This is a genomic window from Lysinibacillus sp. S1 (assembly GCF_044986265.1).
Lineage (GTDB): Bacteria > Bacillota > Bacilli > Bacillales_A > Planococcaceae > Lysinibacillus > Lysinibacillus capsici.
The window spans coordinates 185510-202224 of the sequence record NZ_CP173154.1 but is presented as its reverse complement, the minus strand read 5'-3'; the positions used below and the strand labels follow the sequence as shown (position 1 = coordinate 202224).

Here is a 16715-nt window from a genome sequence, read left to right as displayed (position 1 = left end):
CAACATTAATTTGAGTACCTAGGCTTTGTTGTTACTTAGTATATTCATTCTAGTTACGTTTGTGGATTTGCCGCTAACACTCTACTGGCTTCATGTTGTACTTTTGTTAGCAATGTATGTAATCTTTACTTGATTTCGTTCACTAACACTGCCGTATTTGGAGCAACAATCGCTTCAATGCCCGAAGCTTTGTAGCTAACTCGAATTGAGTCGTTGCTTTTATATAAATGGAAAGTATCCGAACTAAAAACAAATTCCCCGTTCTCATCTAAAACCGGTGAATAGGTGATATCATAATGGAACTTTATGTCCTTTGCATCGGCTGGCATATCTGGTTCAGGTTGATAATCCTCAGGAACTTCCGTTGTAACGTATCTAAAAAATAGTTGTATGTCGTTATCATCTATTTTTTTCCAAAGGTCATATGTATTTCCTTGCGTCTTCATACCATCAAAATAAGTTGTTTCCTTTTCTTTATCAGTAAGGGGCAGATAGGGAACGGCCGCTTTTGCTAATTCCGTTATTTTTATTCTTTTCGTTTCTTTCCCTACGGCATTATAAACCAATAGTGTTTTGTCTATACTTCCAAGCAAATCATCTCTTTTTCCAACGAGAAGATGATTTTGAAAGGTTAAAAACACCTCATCAGTTTGCAAATTTACATTATATTGATTTACAACTTTATTCATCTCTTTATTCATTAAATGTTCTTCAAGGATATATTTTAAATTTCCAAATCCCAATAAAGGAATTATTGCTGCGATGATCATGCTTAAAAACAACAAACCAAATTTTTTGGATAAACTAATCTTATTTTTAATAAAGATGATTGGAATACCCACCGCAAAAGTAAAACCTAATAAGCCAATATATGCAAAAAATTGCATCAACCCTAATTCATCTATTTCGTACATATTAATATATACACACACACCAAGTAGAGCGATAGCGATTATTCGTATCAATTGATTTTTCATAAAATACTTCCCTTCCTTTTACAAACCCTCTAAAAGCTATGGTCGCACTAAGAAAAGTTCGGATAATTTCTCTACAATAGTTTCTCTATTCTCAATTATCAGCTCTGTTTTTCCTTTCTTTATTACGTAAGGACTGCCATTTCTGCTCCTATATTTTATTTTGACTACTTTTTTAATTGTCCCTAAGTTTAGACCTATGTACCATTTTTTAAAGTTTGTAATGACTAATTAGCGTTCCATTCCAATTCCATCGAATACTTTACCTATCAAATCTTAACAATGTCTCACCTAATTTTATATATGTAATATTTTCCTTTTTCTACTTCCCTTCTTCATAAATGGAAGGAGCATTACTTTTAGAAATGTGCAACTAACTAAGAAACGTTAATGTAAATATTGGAGAAGACTGAAATGGTGCATAAGACATTTTTCTTACTTTATCGTATATTGTTTATTTTGTAATCGTACTTTTCTTAACTTATTGTATCCAATGGGTGACTGTGCTTTTTATGGGAGGTATTTGATTTACAGCTGCAGAAAGTTATCCAGGGGATTTGAGTAGTATTTCTTTAGTTATATGGAGCTTCTTATTTTCTTGCATTCATTTTGTTATTTTAACAATGTATTTATTTCTTCATCATTTAGTGTTGTCTCTCTTTAAAATTAGGTTTCAAAGCAAGATAGCATTTTTGTTTAATACTTTTGTGACTGTTTAATTTTCTATTACTTAAAATCATTTTTATAGAACGTATCAGCAAGATAACTCGTTACTTATGAATAATACTACTCTTTAGGATCAATATCACAAGTGTGTCTCTACAATCTCTAGACACCAAGTATTTAAATCTCAATGGATTACTTTCTCTTGGATATTGTTACAGGGAGAGTGGCAACCATTAATATTAACCCTAGATAGAGAGGATATTTTAAACATTCATTCGTTGAATACCCCAATAAATAAGGCATACCTATTAAGGCCATTACTACTCCAATTACAAACAAACCCATTTCAATTTTTCTAATCATATTTTTCTCCTATCCCTTAACATTTCTTATTCATTTCTCCCTACAACCAGAGAAGCTTAATCTAAGAAGCTTCTTTAAAATAAAAGACACCCCTCAGAAATAAGGAATGTCTAACTTTTTATCTATACACATCTAACAGATTTAACAAATATCTTTCTAATTCATTAATCGCAAACAAAACTTCCTTATGAAGTCTATCCTCGACGACGCTATCATCATTAAAGACCTCTAAGTATTTATTCACTTCTACAAAGAATTTTTCATACTCCTGTAAAAACTTATCAATCGTTTGATCACAAGGTGTTACAGATAAATAAATTGTTTTAAATAAATTAAAATCACTATACGCATTACTTAAAAAATAGATAGCCAGTATTCTATCGCTATTAATATACAATTTCACAAAAGATAGATTTTGTTTCAATTTTTTCAATGCATTGATAAGATTGTTCGTTTGCTTCAACATATTTGCCGTATTACTATACATCTGATAATCACCTCCATCTTTATAATAAGCAGAAAACCAACAAATTGGAATAATTTTCTGCAAATTACTAGCTGAAAACTTCCTTTATAATACAATTAAGTCGAAATATTAATTAATAATACTAAATGTATGACAGAAAGGACCCCCATTGGATAAATAATGGATCTTGAAAAGCTATTTTTAAATTCATTTCGAGGATGCCTTTCAAAAAATAAATGCAGGATTGCATGAATGATAAAGAATAGATCAAGGACCCAAAAAATGATGGTTTGATACTGACTGAAAAGTAAGGAAAGGATTAATACGTATAGAAACAGGTGAATAAAAGTGAATACTTTATAAGCCTTTGAATCTTCCATATCTTTAAGTATTATAAACAATCGCCACTCAGAGCATCTTATTGCATCCATTTCGTGCAAAAGAAATAAAGAAAAGTTAAATAAAAAAAGAACGAGTAATAAATCAGGCATATAAAACCTCCTACAGACTATATACCAAATATTACTATAAAACCACTTTCGAAATACTAAGTAAACATGCCTCAATATGTCGATTTGTAGGCATATGGAGGCTTTCATTCTTTCCCTTATATTAAGCAACATAACCTTTTTACTTCATTCATTTTTGCATAAAGACATTTAAATTCATCTTACATTCAGCTCCCAATGAAATTTTATCAAGTGGGCACCATTCTAAAATTGTCCACTTTCCTTGAGTAATCTTCTAGAAGTCAACAAAAGCACACAATCAGAAGGCTTTTCGTTGGTAAATAATATGTGTAATCCCCCAAGAAATAATATAGATTAGCATAATAAAAAGTGTCGCCCCTGTATATAAAACCGTAACGGATGTATTATCTACAAAATCAATAATTGTTGTTAAGTGTTCATTCATATACAATGCAATTGGTCGTGAAATCCAAGTTAAGAGGATAAAGCTAATAAGTATAACCGTTGTAATATAACCCTGTTTAAATATCTGAAATAATGGGAAGGTAAGCGCAGCAAATAGTAAGAATAAGCCACTACCAATGGCAATGTCAGATACCGTAAAATGTTTATTGAAAGCTAGCAGCGCTAGACTTGTAACACCTATGGATAAAATCATATAGACAATCGCTCCAAGATAGCGGGATGCGATAATTTCTGTACGTGTGTATGGCAAGGAGTTTAATAATATATTCGTCTCAACTTTTTCATCGTATGCATATGTGTTAAAGGGAATAAAAATACTGGCGACCAGAAAAATTAAAACGGGTGGTGCCCCCAACAAAATAAAAACTAAGATAAAAGGAATAAAAAGCAATAGCTGCCTTTTCTGTAGTATGACATCGCGTTTAATTAAGTTAAGCATGATGGATGCCTCCTTTAAAGTAATACATGATATCTTCCAGAGAGGCACGTTCAATAATAACTGTGTCTCCAAAAATATTTTTCGCTGCTTTAATATTATCCGTTAATGCTTCAAATCCTGTGGATGCACGATGAACATGAACAAATGCTTTTTCAGTGTCTCTATCAAGTAGATTCAACTCACCTTTAACGAGCGCATAGTTTTCAGCTACATCGTGTATAGATTGATTAAATACTAATTCCCCTTTCTGTATAAAAGCTATGTAATCTGCGATACGATCTAAATCAGTTGTAATGTGCGTAGAAAAGAAAATAGTGCGATTGCCATCAACCATTAATTCCTGTAATAGATCTAACAGCTCCCGTCTAAAAATGGGATCTAATCCTGCTGTCGGCTCATCCATAATGATTAGCTCTGCATGATGTGAGAGGGCTATTGCTAATGAAGCCTTCATTTGCATCCCTTTAGAAAATGTTTTTATTGCTTTGTTAAGCGGTAATTCGAATTGTTCTACATATTGATAAAATATTGTATCGTCCCAGCGCTTGTAGGCAGGTGCAACTATACGTTTTATATCTTTTAAGTTCAACCCTTCAAAAAATATATTGCCATCGTATACAAACCCAATGCGCTGCTTAATCTCCTTCTCATGCGTCTTGTAGTCTAATCCGAAAAGCTTTACTTCTCCAGCATCTGGCCTTAATAGATTCATCATCGTTTTTATCGTTGTAGACTTACCAGCTCCATTTGCCCCAATGAAACCCGTTACAAAGCCTCTCTTTACCTGTAAATTTATATGATTTACGGAAAAGCCTTTGAACCTCTTTGTGACATTCTTTAATTCGACTACATTTTCCATACCTTTCACTCCTCGTATAAAATCTTCAATAATTCCTTTAGTTCATCAAGAGACAGGCCTATTTCTCTGCTATTCGCAATGACCGCACTTAGCTGTTCCTCAATAACCTTCAGCTTCTTTTCCCGTATAACCTCCAAATTTTGCTCCGCTACAAAAGATCCTTTGCCAACAATGGAATAGATAAAGCCCGCCTTCTCCAATTCTTCATAAGCCCGTTTTGTCGTTATTACACTAATTTGTAAATCCTTTGCGAGGTTACGCATGGAGGGTATTGCTGTGCCCTCCTGTAGTTCACCTGCTAAAATAAGTGATTTAATTTGATTCGTAATTTGTTCATAAATTGGCTCCTTTGAACTGTTCGAAATAATTATTTGCATGCCAATCCCTCTTCTTTATTTTTTTGAGAATATCGTTGAAATAATATTCCCTAGTGCTGCAATCAGTATAGCAATAACATGGATTGTGATGAACATATTAAAAAAAGGAAAGGAATAAGGCGTTATCCATTCGGTGAAAAGCCTCGAATCCAAAATCCATCTTCCCATTCTGGCAACTAAATTATTACTATCGTTCATGTTCGGCTCAAGAGCAGTGCCATCGACCGCGATAAAGATCAATTGAACAATTAAAAATATACCAATAGTGATGATCCATCGTTTTAACAGATTACTTTCATCCGCTTTTTCAGTGCCTATCACTTAAACAATTCCCCCCACAAATTAATTATATTGTATATATACTATATAAACATTATATACACAAATAAAAAATTTGTTCAACCACTTTTTTTAAAAAGGAAATTTTATACCATGAAAAGATCTATGACATTCAAATACAAAGAAGGAGCCTGTTTTGATAGCTATTATCAAAACAGGCCCCTATTAACAACTTGCCATTCATTGTGTCTTGTCATTCAAATATGTTCATTCTACAGTTGCAATCTGATAATTTATGATATAATGAATCATCTGACTAAATTGGCAAGACAATGGCTGTAGCGTGTGACGACGCTGCGGCTTTTTCTTTGTTTTTTCCTTACATGATTAATTTAAATATTTCCCCTGCTTGGGTAGTGCGATTTGTTCAAAATCATCGACAAGTTTTTTTAGGTTGCTTGTCAGCTCTTCGCCCTTCATTGGTAATCCATGCCCTGTGATGGCAACTGAAGGTTTTAGTATTGCTAATTTTTCGATAGATGCTCGAGCAGCCAGCCAATCTGTTGTAAAATATTGAGGGGGACCACTGATTTCTTTTGTCTGCGTAATCACCTTATAAAGAGATTCTTGTTTGACCGTAACAAATGCATCTCCAGCAATAAGCACCTTATCCTTCTCACGGAATAAAGATATATGCCCTGGTGAATGGCCTGGCGTATGAATCCATCGGAAACCTGCCATAAATGGAACACTACCATCAGAAGGTAAAACTTTGAGGTTACCACCTAAATTTATAGCTTCATTTGGAAAAATAGGTGACATTTTAGCAACCAAGCCGTTATTTACCGTTGGATCAGGCTCGGGATAATTTTGTTTTCCAGATAAAAAGGGTATTTCCAATGTATGCGCATAGACAGGAACACCCCACCGCTCTATTAATTCTATGATTCCTCCGACATGATCAAAATGACCGTGAGTCAGTATGATTGCCTTCGGTCGAGACTTAGAACCATAACGTTCTTCAACAACTGAAATGATCTCATCCGCACTTTTGGGCATCCCCGCATCTATTAGCACAAAATCTTTCATCTGCGGTTCACCATAAAGTACAATATTTACAATTTGAATCGTGTATTGATATAAATCAGGTAATATGTCTATACCTACACCGCTTCCAACAGAAGTTGCTGGGATAAATTTATAATCTTCCCCGTAATTCAAATTCTTGTCCATTTTAAATCATCTTCTTTCAATTAAGTCATTGGAGGTTCAAGCATTAACTATATGAAAATGCCACAACCATTGATGATGGCATACTTACCTTCTTACTTCTTTTCTTTTTTATTGAAGGGCTGTTCTTTCTGTTGCTCTTGTTCCTCTTTTACTGCTTCTAATTCTTCAGGATTAAATTCCATTGCTATTTCTTCTTGCTCTACTTCATTCTTTTGCTTTTCTTTTGTCAAAACACTCACCTCCAATATGCTTTAAAGTGGCCTTTCTTAAGAAAATCTATACTTTTCACTTTTTCAAAGCTACATTAAACGTATAACTAAACAAAAAACATCCATTCTATAAGTGCGTAGTGTCTCACTACTTAAAGAGCTGCAGAGATTTCTTTCTCTGTGGCTTCTTTTAATTTTTACATTAAAAATTTTATTAAAAGTGAATTTTACTTATTTTTTCAGCCATACTAACATGGCTTTAATGGCGAAAAATAAGAAAAGGATGTGTACAGATGGGTATTCTTGGTGGAAATCCAAAAGATGAACCGTTGCATTATGGTGAGGTATTTAGTGTTTGGTCGGGTTTAATTGCAGACTATGGCATGATTTCTGGCTATCAAACGTTTTATAATCATGCTGGTGATGAAGATCTTAAAAAAATTATTGAAGATATCATCGAAACATGCAGGGAAGAAGTAAAGCAATTAGAAAAAATTCTAAAAACAAACGGGATCGCACTACCTCCTGCATCACCTGAAAGACCTGTAGCAAGACTGGAAGATATTCCTCCAGGTGCAAAGTTTAATGATCCAGAAATAAGCGCTGCTCTAAGTGCTGACCTAGCAGCTGGATTAGTTGCATGTAGTCAGGCAATGGGTACTTCTACTCGTGAAGATATCGCATTAATGTTTGGGCAATTCCATATGGCTAAAGCTCAACTTGGTGCAAAGCTTTTACGTTTAAACAAAAATAAAGGCTGGCTTGTACCACCACCATTACATGTTAATTATCCTGAAAAATAAAGACTATTCCCCTGAATTGAGGAAAGTAAATGTATTATTATAAAGAAGAATTGATAAACATTATTAAACCTGACAAACCAGATCCTCAAGCAGCACGAGTAATGCAAGAAATACTTGGTGGTCATTATGGTGAAATGAGAACCATGATGCAGTACTTTTTTCAAAGCTCTAATTTTAGAGGCAAAGAAACCCAATATCGTGATTTATTACGGGGTGTTTTCTTAGAAGAAATTGCACACGTTGAACTTGTACAAAATACAATCAACCAATTACTAAATGATTCTGGGGAATCCTCTGCTCCTGGAAATAACGGCATGGACCAAGCACCTTTAGATGAGGCAGTTAAACATGCCAATCCACACCATTATATTGTGGGTGCACAATCATCTTTGCCTGTAGATGCAGCAGGTAATCCCTGGAATGGTTCGTGGGTTTATGCACATGGAAACCTTATTGCAGATTTATTGGATAATTTAGTATTGGAGTCAACGGGTGTACTTCAAAAGACACGTATATATGAGATGAGCTCTAATCAGACATTTAGAGAAACACTTGCTTTTCTAATTGTTCGTGACAATGCTCATCAAAATGCATTTGCCAAAGCATTAGAAACTTTAGGGGTAGATTGGGGAAAATTATTCCCTGTACCGAACTACGATATCAACAAATACCCAGAGTGTAGAAAGTTTGTTGAAATGGGTTATCACAATGCTCAATTTAACTTTAGATTAGATCCAACTCGTATCGGGGAAATCTTTCAAGGACAAACTCCAAGTAGAAATGGTGGAGAATTAAATGTGACCCCTCCACCAGAAGGATTCCCCGTACCTGTTATGCCAGAGATGCCAAATGAACACAGTCCTGGCCTGAAGGATATGAATAACTAAAATACTTTTAGCTGTAGCGTTTGTCGACGCTGCGGCTTTTTGAATGTATAAATCCCTATATTTACACAAACTATTAATAAGTGTATCGCACAAACTTTCATAGGCTGTGGCGTTGTCATAGTCTTATTTTTATTTTAAAGGCAATAAACTATGCACAATGAGTTAACTTTTCATATAAATAGTAGTGTTAAGCTAATCTAGTTTAACATGTACCTCCCGAATTGTTACTTAGGGTCACTTTCAGCCGAGTGACCCTTAAATATTTATTCATTTATATAAACCTCGTTTTAAAGGAGATTATTTGGCCTGAAGCTTTCTATACTTTACATATTCTAGATTTTCGAAAGGAGGGACTTTCATATGGGATATGAAGTATACGGTTCAAACTATGGCAAGCATGATAATTTATCATTCGCTCTAATTGTTGTCCTCTTTATTCTTTTAATTATTGCTGGTGCTACTTTCTTATATCATTAATAATTACCTTCTATTATCCTCAAATATTCATGCTATGATCAAAGGGTCGTCTTACACCCTGGTGACCCTTTTTTACTACTTACTTTGTTGCATAGAAGAATGTATGTAGGAAGTTTGTTGCTTAGTGTACTAATCTAACAAACAGTTCATAAAATATATCAAGCATAATTTGGGCTAAAAATAACAAAGGAGAATGCCTATGAGCATTGATTTTATTACACTTGCCCCAACAGTCATGCAGGTGTTTAAAGCAGGAGATGCAAATCCCAAAAAAGTAAAGCGCATTGTTTATGGACAAGCTACCTCTGATGCAAATGGAATAGCCACATTATATTTTACAGACAATGCATTAGCGAATGGCAATCCTCTCTTATCTACTATTGACTATGCAGTGGCAAGTGTATACTCGACAAATCCAACGATAAACTTAAGACCGAGGGTTCAAATGAGAGAGAAGAATATTAGTGGGAAATATGTCTCTGCTAATATTACAAATATTAGTGGTGTGACAGTATTGGGAATTAATGTATTAGGATCGGAAAATCCAGTAAGTGGCGTGATTGTAGATTTTATGATTTTAGGTAGTTTTGATTTGTAAACAGATCATACTGAACAAACTCCCTCGTACATTCTTCTTGGTAAAACCTCATATCCTCACTTCTTTCATCGAGAATAGGCAAGGAACAAATGTATTTTGATTTGAAATGTAATGAGAAAAAAATAAAGACAAAGTCGAAAAAATCGACTTTGTCTACTGAAACCACTCTATTTAAGAATGTTTTTCTTCATTTAAAAATTAAAGTTTAACGATGTTAGCAGCTTGTGGTCCACGTTGACCTTCTTCAACTGTGAATTCAACTTTTTGACCTTCTTCAAGTGATTTGAAACCTTCACCTTGGATAGCTGAGAAGTGAGCGAATACGTCTTGTCCGCCTTCTACTTCGATGAAACCAAAACCTTTTTCTGCGTTAAACCATTTTACTGTACCTTGTGTCATTTAAATGACCTCCAATAATGTTATTAAATAAAATCATACTACTTCCAAAGAAAAAAATTCACATATTACAAAAAGTAACTAACAAAACACGATTACTCTTTGTAATATGTGAATTTATTATTTCTTTAAGAAAGATTCTATTACATACAGTATATGATAAAAAATCGTATTAGTCCAGTGAAAAGTGAATTTTTTTATCAATGAAGGCTAAAACCTGCACGTACCACCAATTTTAAAGGTTAAAATTAGTCATTTCAACGCATTAAGTAGCTAGAGGCAATTGTTTTTGTATTTCAATAGCGACATTCCTTCCTCCCATTACCTCGTATATTTTTTGAAGCTGAATATTACATTTTAGGACTTAATTGCCCTATGCATCCTTAGGCTCTACATGGACATGCACTTCATAAACCCCTTGCTCTTCCACCATATTTTTTTCAACAACCGAAGCAACATCATGCGCTTTCGTGATATCTAACTTTGCATCTACAAGTATAACGACATYAATTACCTCATTATTYCCATAATTTCTTCCTCTGATTTCTTTCAATCCTTTAACGCCATCTATTTTTAAAATAATCTCTTTGTATGTTTGAAGAATTTTCTCATCAAATCCATCCGATAGTTCATGAGAGGCTTCCTTGAAAATCTCCCAAGCTGTTTTACAAATGATGAAACCTACGACAATCGCAGTACCCGTATCTAACCAAGGCATATGTAGTTGTGACCCTAAAATTCCTACAGCGGTTCCAATACTTACCCAAGCGTCTGACAAATTATCTTTAGCTGCAGCCATAACGGCTTTACTATTGATTTTTTTAGCCAATTGTTTGTTGTAACGATAGACTAAATACATCACCAATGCTGATCCTATCCCTACATAGGCTGCGACCATATCCGGCGATTCTTTTCCACCTTGAAAAATGGAAGAAAACCCACCGACCAATACTTGAATACCAACGGCCATCATAATAAATGAAGCGACCATTGATGCAATGGTTTCACTTTTCCAATGACCATAGCGATGATCATGATCTGCTGGTTTTTGTGAAAGCTTTAGTCCAATAAGTACTGCAATAGAGGCAATAATATCTGTCGTATTATTCAAACCATCCGCTTTTAAAGCTTCTGAACCACTCAAGTAACCAATGCCAACTTTTATGATGGATAAAATTATATAAGCAATAATACTGATAATGGCACCACGTTCACCTAATTTAAGATTATTATATCTTTCTGCTTCCAATTCACTTACCTCCCACTTACGTACATCATCATCATAACAACCCAACATCGAGTGGGTCTACAGCAACCTTTTTGCCTTGCTATACATAAGTAGGAGGACTATAAAAGTGTTGATGTGGGGAAAAAATAAAGCCCTTAGGAAGATACGCAGTCACTGGTTTAAAGACTATAAATTATTATACTAACCGAATAAAATAGTAGTGTATCTGTTCTTTAAGATTTTTTCCTCCAACGAACACACCTAACAAACCTTGGTCATTTCCAATTTCGGGAGTGACCCTTTTTACGTACATATAAGCACGTAGAAAAGCCTCGCCACAACTGTAGCAAGGCTTTTAATCAATTATCCTCGTAAAAATCCGCCCTCTGAGTGGATTATTTGACCAGTTATCCATGTAGCCTCCTCGCTAGCAAGAAAGCTAATCACCTTGGCCACATCCACTGGTGTCCCAATCCGCCCCATTGGAAATTTGGGTAACAGATAACTTCTAATCTCATCATTCATCCATGTAGAATCTGTTGGCCCTGGATTGACAGCATTGACGGTAATGCCCAGCGGTGCTAGCTCCTGTGCTAATGATCTAGTAAAGGCTGAAATTGCCCCTTTCGTTGCCACATAGGCTAGCTCTCCCATCATAGGACCTAAATCTTGACCAGAAGTCATATTAATAATTCTCCCTGAGTTTAAATTAGCTTTTTCAAAAAGACGTGCAAATTCCACACAAAGTAGTAGGGTTGACCTTATATTCACCGCGTAATGCTCGTCTAATGTTTGAGCATCTAATGCTAGATAACCATCTTGTGCTGAATGGGCAGCATTATTCACTAAAATGGAAGGTACACCTAGTTTTTCGAAAACCGTTTGGAGTATCGTTTTAGGAGCTTTGGAATCTGATAAATCAATCGACAATTCTTCACATGAAACACCCTTACTCAAAATTTCCTGTTTGAATTCTCCTATCCACTTACGATCAGCATGCCAGTGTGTGAAAAAAACATTGACACCATCCGTAGCCAATCTTCTACAAATAGCTGTTCCAATATCTTGAGGGTGGCTTGCACCCGTAATGATTGCTATTTTATGTTGTGTTTTATTCATTTCTTTTTACCCCCATGGTTATTGAGATTATTAATAAAAAAAGAGCATCACCATAATGGTCCGCTCCGTTTTTAGAAATCAAAACCCTTACACTGCACTTCTTTGAAAATGACCATCATACCTTGACACACACCTATAAAGGAAAAAGATACAGAGTTTGTCACATGTAGAGTATGTATTCCCCTCTTCATCTAATCTGAATTATTTTTTAATCTAAAGTTTTCATCGTATTTTGAACATCAATAGAAAAGGCTTCTACATCAAATTGATGCTGCTTTATCGTATCTTCCGCTAACTGTTGAGCCTTCTTTTTAGCCTTGTGATTTTTCTCTTGAGTTAAATTAATTCTTACTTGAATTTCCTCAGACGTCATACTATGGTCAATGCTGAAAGTGCCAAAATTTTCTGCAAACATCACCTCAAATAGATTGGCCATGACATCATTATAACTTAGCCGAGTTGAGATCGCTTCTACTGGCTCATAGAGTTGCTTTAACGTTATTTGAAAAGAGATGGGGTTTAATTCATTAGCTTTGATAACGTCCAGCATTGTTTCTTCTATATGTTGCTTTGTCTTGTGATCGACCTTGTCGGGTAATGACACAAGGAGCTCTATTTTTCCATTAGGTAAAATTCCATAATCTAATAGAAAGCTATAGGATTCTTTGCGCAATGTATAGGAAATCTCACTAATTAAAAATTGATATTGCTGAATATAACGCAATAATTCATCATTACTAGGCTGTGGCATAGAAACATTGGTTTTTTCAGCATATTGACTAGGTGCATTTGCCAAAAAGAAAAATGCACCACAAACAATGCTTAAAAGTAGAAACCATAACGTAAATAACCTTTTAATAAACATGTATAGCCCCCTTATTCGGGACTATATGCCAACTATCGAAAGTAAATTACGGTAGAATTTTATAAAACAACACACGATCTTGATTTTCACCACCATAATTACTATGAATGGACATATTATCTATCACTTTGTCACCTTTTTCCATTCTAAAACCCAGATTCGTATGGAAGGCGATGGATACTTCATTAATAGGCGACATGACACATTTCACAATATTTCGATGGTATTGCTTCACCACATGAAAGAATACATCATATAATCTTTTTGCAATATTCTGTTTTCTGTAATCAGGATGGACCCCAACAAAATGGATGAACGCTTCATTTGTTTTGGACTGCGATAAAAAGCCAATGAGGAAGCCAATAATTTCGCCATCCTTCTCCATAATAAGGCTTGTATTTGTAAAGTGATCAAAAAATAATTTAGGCAGCTTGTCTGACATATTCCTACCACCCCACCACTCATTAATCAATGGAGATAAAGTATAGTAATCTGAACTCTGTACACTACGAATGTTCATGGAATCCCTCCTCCTTTTCAAGTCATACAACAGATTTATGGTCTGAATGTATCTACAGCTAATATATAAATGGTGACAATCACCATAACATAACACACTACAAATGCATATTTAAGTTATTGTGCTGAGGCTCATACAAACTCAAAAACAATCACCACAACCAGATATGGATAAAACAATGTCGATGAATACTATCTCTATACCCTCCATCTAGGAAGGTTAATCCTACTCTTATTTTACCCTACCATTTATTTCAATATCAATGGTTCTATTATACCTTTGCCATCACTAATGCCTTTAACGTGTTACTTAAAGCCTGAATATGATTTGTCGTATCCGTCATGCTTACTAGAAGCTGATTTTCGTCCTCCACTGAATGTAGAATAGCACCAGTAGAAGCCGCATTTTGCTCAGTCATGTGATTCAGTTTTTCAATTTGCTTTTGAATTACCTCGAATTGGGAGATGGCACTGCTTAATTCATGCATCCCTCTTGTTAAATCTGTATTCGTTTCCGTAAAAGAATCCTTTAAACTATTAAAGAAATGACTGACATCCTGTAAAATCTGTTCCCCATGCAGGAGTGCCTTTTCACCGTCATCAGAGCGTTGATGAGCCTCTGTCGATTTTTCAAACAAGGTTTTTGTGACATTGGTAATACTGACAGTAATTGCAGCGCTTTCCTCTGCTAGCTTACGCACTTCATCTGCTACAATGGCAAATCCTTTTCCATGTTCTCCCGCTCTAGCTGCTTCTATCGCCGCATTTAAGGCCAATAAATTAGTCTGTTCTGCAATATGGGTAATCCCCTTTAATAGACTATCCACCGTTTGCAGGCTGTGTTGCAGCTCATTGACAGTTTCCGCAGTTGAGCCCATCGCATGACTCATGACGCTCATTTGAGTCATTGCATCCTGCATTTTATCCCACCCTGCTAATACTTCTTGTTGTAGATCAGTAGATTTAGCGACCGTATCCTTCGAAATCGTCAATGTTTTATTGACAAAATGAACCGAGTCACCCATTGTGCCATGAATCATTTGTAAACTAGATGCCTCCTGCTGAATACTTGCAGAAATATCCTCTGTCGCTACTAAAATTTGCTTACTAGAGCCAGAAATCCTTTGCATTGTTTGTTGGAATTGCGTGACATGTTTGTCCAATGCCTGACTACTCTTTTCGATTTCCTGAAATGTATTTTGTAGTTGATTGAAGGATGCTTGCACTTCATTTTGCTGGATTTCTGCATGTTGAATCAATTCATTTCCCCATTTTGCCAGCAAATAAAAAGCAATAATGACCCCATTCATCATTGCCAGAAGTGTCACAAAGACAATGGTGTCATCAAATGGTCCTAACAATGATGATGAGTTGACCATATATAAAATGAAAAAACTAAGATTGGTTAGAATTCCAAAGAAAACAATCAATTCTTTTTTAAAATACAAGGCAATAATGGCCACTGTGCACAGTAAAATATAATGTTTATTTAATGAGAAGCTATCAAGCAAAAATAAGGTAAACACAACACTTGATGGAATGAGACCAAAAATAAAGCCTTTGACATACGTCTTTATAGGTAAAAAATAATTGCATACCGCCAAAGCAATGACAGCTAACCCAATAAATAAAAAATGGATGCCCTTTGATAGAATCATAGGTCCACATATTAGAATGGCCAAAATTGAGCTAATAGCCAAATTTACACGATGAACCTTTCGTGTATCATAACGAATTTTATKCTCCATTACTATCCCCCTAAAAAAATGAATAGACATTCAGTTTAATTTTCTATKATTATATAGTATAACAACTACTTTTTGTAGCTAAATATTACATTTGTAAGCATAATTAGCTTATTTTTGAAAAAAAGGGGGAAATTGAATTGACTAGCGTCCAACAAATCGCACCAAATTTCTACTGTATCGATACACATGATTTAGGTCGAGAGCAGCGAACAAGCTCCTATCTATTAATCGATGAAAAGATTGCTCTTATCGAAACTTCGGCCAGTCCATCCGTACCTTATATTATGGAAGGGTTACAGAAATTAAATATTGCAGTAGAGGATATAGACTATGTCATCGTGACACATATTCATTTAGACCATGCAGGCGGAGCAGGGTTATTTTTGCAAAGCTGTCCCAATGCTAAATTAGTGGTTCATCCACGAGGCGCAGCCCACATGATTGATCCAAGTCGTCTTATCCGCAGTGCTAAAGGGGTTTATGGCGCTGAATTTGACCGCCTTTTTGATCCAATTGTGCCCATTGACGCTACAAGAATTATTGAAGTCCAACACGAACAGCTATTACAATTAGGTCAGCATCATTTAACGTTTTATCATACTGAGGGACATGCCAAGCATCATGTTTCAATGCTTTATTCCGCAACAAATGGCTTGTTTGTAGGAGATACAACAGGTGTTCGCTATCCCGAAATGGATGAGGAAGCAATTGATTTAATCATTCCGTCCACCTCTCCAAATCAATACAACCCTGAAACAATGGAACAATCCTTAAAATTGTACGAAAAGCTACAAGCAAGTGAATTATACTTCGGTCACTATGGGGCTTATAAAAATCCAGCTGAAGCCTATCGTCAGGTGCGCTATTGGACACCACTCTTTTTAGAAGAAGGTAGAAAAGCGCAAGCAGCATCCAGCCAGTTCCAAGAACAAGTTCACTACTTAGATGCTCGCTTAAAGGAACTTTTATTTAACTATCTACAGGAAAACGGCATTCCGTCCGATCATCCTGTTTATCAAACCATCCCATTCGATACCATTGTGTCCGCAATGGGCATACTGGATTATCTCGAAAAAGCAAATGCGCAGATTCCACTTTAACGGCAATAAGAGGTGTTCCCAATGACATTGGGGACACCTCTTTTTTAGAAGCGCTTATAGTACTGGTCAATGCAAGCTTTTTGTAAAACCTGCCCTTTTACATCGGAAGGCGCTCTTTTTTCAGGTGAACCGCTCGCTTTACATCGCACTGCGCTTATGCCTGTCCAAGCTTTCC

The 16715-nt window shown here is 35.4% G+C and carries 21 protein-coding genes; 5 read left to right on the top strand and 16 right to left on the bottom strand.

Translation table 11 applies throughout. The annotated features are described in order from the left end of the window. Positions 1-125: 125 nt before the first annotated feature. The 10 genes from ACHZEU_RS01060 to ACHZEU_RS01015 form a co-directional block, all read right to left on the bottom strand. Positions 126-977 (bottom strand): hypothetical protein, encoded by an 852-nt coding sequence (locus ACHZEU_RS01060; protein ID WP_048392641.1) that lies wholly within the window; start codon positions 975-977, stop codon positions 126-128. 855 nt (positions 978-1832) lie between these two features. Next, the gene (locus tag ACHZEU_RS01055; protein WP_197078717.1) at positions 1833-2003 is read right to left on the bottom strand and encodes a hypothetical protein; all 171 of its coding nucleotides are present in this window, start codon (positions 2001-2003) and stop codon (positions 1833-1835) included. Positions 2004-2121: 118 nt separating this feature from the next. Next, positions 2122-2490 carry a hypothetical protein gene (locus ACHZEU_RS01050; RefSeq protein WP_404803913.1) on the bottom strand — a complete coding sequence of 123 codons (369 nt, stop codon included), beginning with the start codon at positions 2488-2490 and terminating at the stop codon, positions 2122-2124. Between the two features lie 95 nt (positions 2491-2585). Then, positions 2586-2960, bottom strand: coding sequence for a DUF6713 family protein (locus ACHZEU_RS01045; RefSeq protein ID WP_048392636.1), 375 nt, complete (start codon positions 2958-2960; stop codon positions 2586-2588). Between the two features lie 277 nt (positions 2961-3237). Beyond that, positions 3238-3843 (bottom strand): ABC-2 transporter permease, encoded by a 606-nt coding sequence (locus tag ACHZEU_RS01040; protein ID WP_048392634.1) that lies wholly within the window; start codon positions 3841-3843, stop codon positions 3238-3240. Beyond that, complete coding sequence (locus ACHZEU_RS01035) at positions 3836-4702, bottom strand: ABC transporter ATP-binding protein (protein WP_048392631.1); 867 nt, start codon at positions 4700-4702, stop codon at positions 3836-3838. Before ACHZEU_RS01035 ends, ACHZEU_RS01040 begins: the two co-directional genes overlap by 8 nt. 5 nt (positions 4703-4707) lie before the next feature. Next, a complete protein-coding gene (locus ACHZEU_RS01030) occupies positions 4708-5079 on the bottom strand; it encodes a GntR family transcriptional regulator (RefSeq protein WP_004225203.1) in 372 nt (123 codons plus the stop codon). Positions 5080-5094: 15 nt separating this feature from the next. Next, a complete protein-coding gene (locus ACHZEU_RS01025) occupies positions 5095-5400 on the bottom strand; it encodes a YfzA family protein (RefSeq protein ID WP_048392629.1) in 306 nt (101 codons plus the stop codon). Between the two features lie 345 nt (positions 5401-5745). Then, positions 5746-6591, bottom strand: coding sequence for an MBL fold metallo-hydrolase (locus ACHZEU_RS01020; protein ID WP_279495193.1), 846 nt, complete (start codon positions 6589-6591; stop codon positions 5746-5748). A 92-nt stretch (positions 6592-6683) separates the two neighbouring features. Next, positions 6684-6821: a hypothetical protein gene (locus ACHZEU_RS01015; RefSeq protein WP_155483390.1), complete on the bottom strand. Its 138-nt coding sequence runs from the start codon at positions 6819-6821 to the stop codon at positions 6684-6686. A gap of 272 nt (positions 6822-7093) precedes the next feature. Between ACHZEU_RS01015 and ACHZEU_RS01010 the strand changes: the two genes are divergently transcribed. The 4 genes from ACHZEU_RS01010 to ACHZEU_RS00995 all read left to right on the top strand — a co-directional run bounded on the left by ACHZEU_RS01010 (position 7094) and on the right by ACHZEU_RS00995 (position 9565). Further along, positions 7094-7603, top strand: a complete 510-nt coding sequence (locus ACHZEU_RS01010) for a DUF3231 family protein (protein ID WP_048392625.1) — start codon at positions 7094-7096, stop codon at positions 7601-7603. A gap of 29 nt (positions 7604-7632) precedes the next feature. After that, entirely contained in the window at positions 7633-8490 is an 858-nt protein-coding gene (locus ACHZEU_RS01005) for a manganese catalase family protein (RefSeq protein WP_048392622.1), read from the top strand. A gap of 360 nt (positions 8491-8850) precedes the next feature. Beyond that, on the top strand, positions 8851-8967 hold the full coding sequence (locus ACHZEU_RS01000) for a YjcZ family sporulation protein (protein ID WP_004225198.1): 117 nt from the start codon (positions 8851-8853) through the stop codon (positions 8965-8967). A gap of 199 nt (positions 8968-9166) precedes the next feature. Further along, positions 9167-9565, top strand: a complete 399-nt coding sequence (locus ACHZEU_RS00995; RefSeq protein ID WP_048392620.1) for a hypothetical protein — start codon at positions 9167-9169, stop codon at positions 9563-9565. Positions 9566-9763: 198 nt separating this feature from the next. Here ACHZEU_RS00995 and ACHZEU_RS00990 read toward each other — a convergent pair whose 3' ends face one another. From ACHZEU_RS00990 to ACHZEU_RS00965, 6 genes are all read right to left on the bottom strand, one after another. After that, positions 9764-9964 (bottom strand): cold-shock protein, encoded by a 201-nt coding sequence (locus tag ACHZEU_RS00990; protein WP_004225195.1) that lies wholly within the window; start codon positions 9962-9964, stop codon positions 9764-9766. 370 nt (positions 9965-10334) lie between these two features. Beyond that, positions 10335-11210 (bottom strand): cation diffusion facilitator family transporter, encoded by an 876-nt coding sequence (locus tag ACHZEU_RS00985; RefSeq protein ID WP_404803912.1) that lies wholly within the window; start codon positions 11208-11210, stop codon positions 10335-10337. Between the two features lie 342 nt (positions 11211-11552). Continuing rightward, positions 11553-12308: an SDR family oxidoreductase gene (locus ACHZEU_RS00980; RefSeq protein WP_048392615.1), complete on the bottom strand. Its 756-nt coding sequence runs from the start codon at positions 12306-12308 to the stop codon at positions 11553-11555. A gap of 208 nt (positions 12309-12516) precedes the next feature. Continuing rightward, a complete protein-coding gene (locus ACHZEU_RS00975) occupies positions 12517-13173 on the bottom strand; it encodes a hypothetical protein (RefSeq protein ID WP_048392613.1) in 657 nt (218 codons plus the stop codon). Positions 13174-13219: 46 nt separating this feature from the next. After that, positions 13220-13693: a GNAT family N-acetyltransferase gene (locus tag ACHZEU_RS00970; RefSeq protein ID WP_048392611.1), complete on the bottom strand. Its 474-nt coding sequence runs from the start codon at positions 13691-13693 to the stop codon at positions 13220-13222. 271 nt (positions 13694-13964) lie between these two features. Further along, complete coding sequence (locus ACHZEU_RS00965; protein ID WP_404803911.1) at positions 13965-15440, bottom strand: methyl-accepting chemotaxis protein; 1476 nt, start codon at positions 15438-15440, stop codon at positions 13965-13967. Positions 15441-15577: 137 nt separating this feature from the next. Here ACHZEU_RS00965 and ACHZEU_RS00960 point away from each other — a divergent pair, with 137 nt between their 5' ends. Further along, positions 15578-16540, top strand: a complete 963-nt coding sequence (locus ACHZEU_RS00960; protein ID WP_048392607.1) for an MBL fold metallo-hydrolase — start codon at positions 15578-15580, stop codon at positions 16538-16540. Positions 16541-16715 lie beyond the last annotated feature (175 nt).

Coding starts and splice junctions, on each gene's coding strand:
- ACHZEU_RS01060 (WP_048392641.1), bottom strand. CDS start 977: ATGAAAAATCAATTGATACGAATAATCGCTATCGCTCTACTTGGTGTG.
- ACHZEU_RS01055 (WP_197078717.1), bottom strand. CDS start 2,003: ATGATTAGAAAAATTGAAATGGGTTTGTTTGTAATTGGAGTAGTAATG.
- ACHZEU_RS01050 (WP_404803913.1), bottom strand. CDS start 2,490: ATGTATAGTAATACGGCAAATATGTTGAAGCAAACGAACAATCTTATC.
- ACHZEU_RS01045 (WP_048392636.1), bottom strand. CDS start 2,960: ATGCCTGATTTATTACTCGTTCTTTTTTTATTTAACTTTTCTTTATTT.
- ACHZEU_RS01040 (WP_048392634.1), bottom strand. CDS start 3,843: ATGCTTAACTTAATTAAACGCGATGTCATACTACAGAAAAGGCAGCTA.
- ACHZEU_RS01035 (WP_048392631.1), bottom strand. CDS start 4,702: ATGGAAAATGTAGTCGAATTAAAGAATGTCACAAAGAGGTTCAAAGGC.
- ACHZEU_RS01030 (WP_004225203.1), bottom strand. CDS start 5,079: ATGCAAATAATTATTTCGAACAGTTCAAAGGAGCCAATTTATGAACAA.
- ACHZEU_RS01020 (WP_279495193.1), bottom strand. CDS start 6,591: ATGGACAAGAATTTGAATTACGGGGAAGATTATAAATTTATCCCAGCA.
- ACHZEU_RS01010 (WP_048392625.1), top strand. CDS start 7,094: ATGGGTATTCTTGGTGGAAATCCAAAAGATGAACCGTTGCATTATGGT.
- ACHZEU_RS01005 (WP_048392622.1), top strand. CDS start 7,633: ATGTATTATTATAAAGAAGAATTGATAAACATTATTAAACCTGACAAA.
- ACHZEU_RS01000 (WP_004225198.1), top strand. CDS start 8,851: ATGGGATATGAAGTATACGGTTCAAACTATGGCAAGCATGATAATTTA.
- ACHZEU_RS00995 (WP_048392620.1), top strand. CDS start 9,167: ATGAGCATTGATTTTATTACACTTGCCCCAACAGTCATGCAGGTGTTT.
- ACHZEU_RS00990 (WP_004225195.1), bottom strand. CDS start 9,964: ATGACACAAGGTACAGTAAAATGGTTTAACGCAGAAAAAGGTTTTGGT.
- ACHZEU_RS00980 (WP_048392615.1), bottom strand. CDS start 12,308: ATGAATAAAACACAACATAAAATAGCAATCATTACGGGTGCAAGCCAC.
- ACHZEU_RS00975 (WP_048392613.1), bottom strand. CDS start 13,173: ATGTTTATTAAAAGGTTATTTACGTTATGGTTTCTACTTTTAAGCATT.
- ACHZEU_RS00970 (WP_048392611.1), bottom strand. CDS start 13,693: ATGAACATTCGTAGTGTACAGAGTTCAGATTACTATACTTTATCTCCA.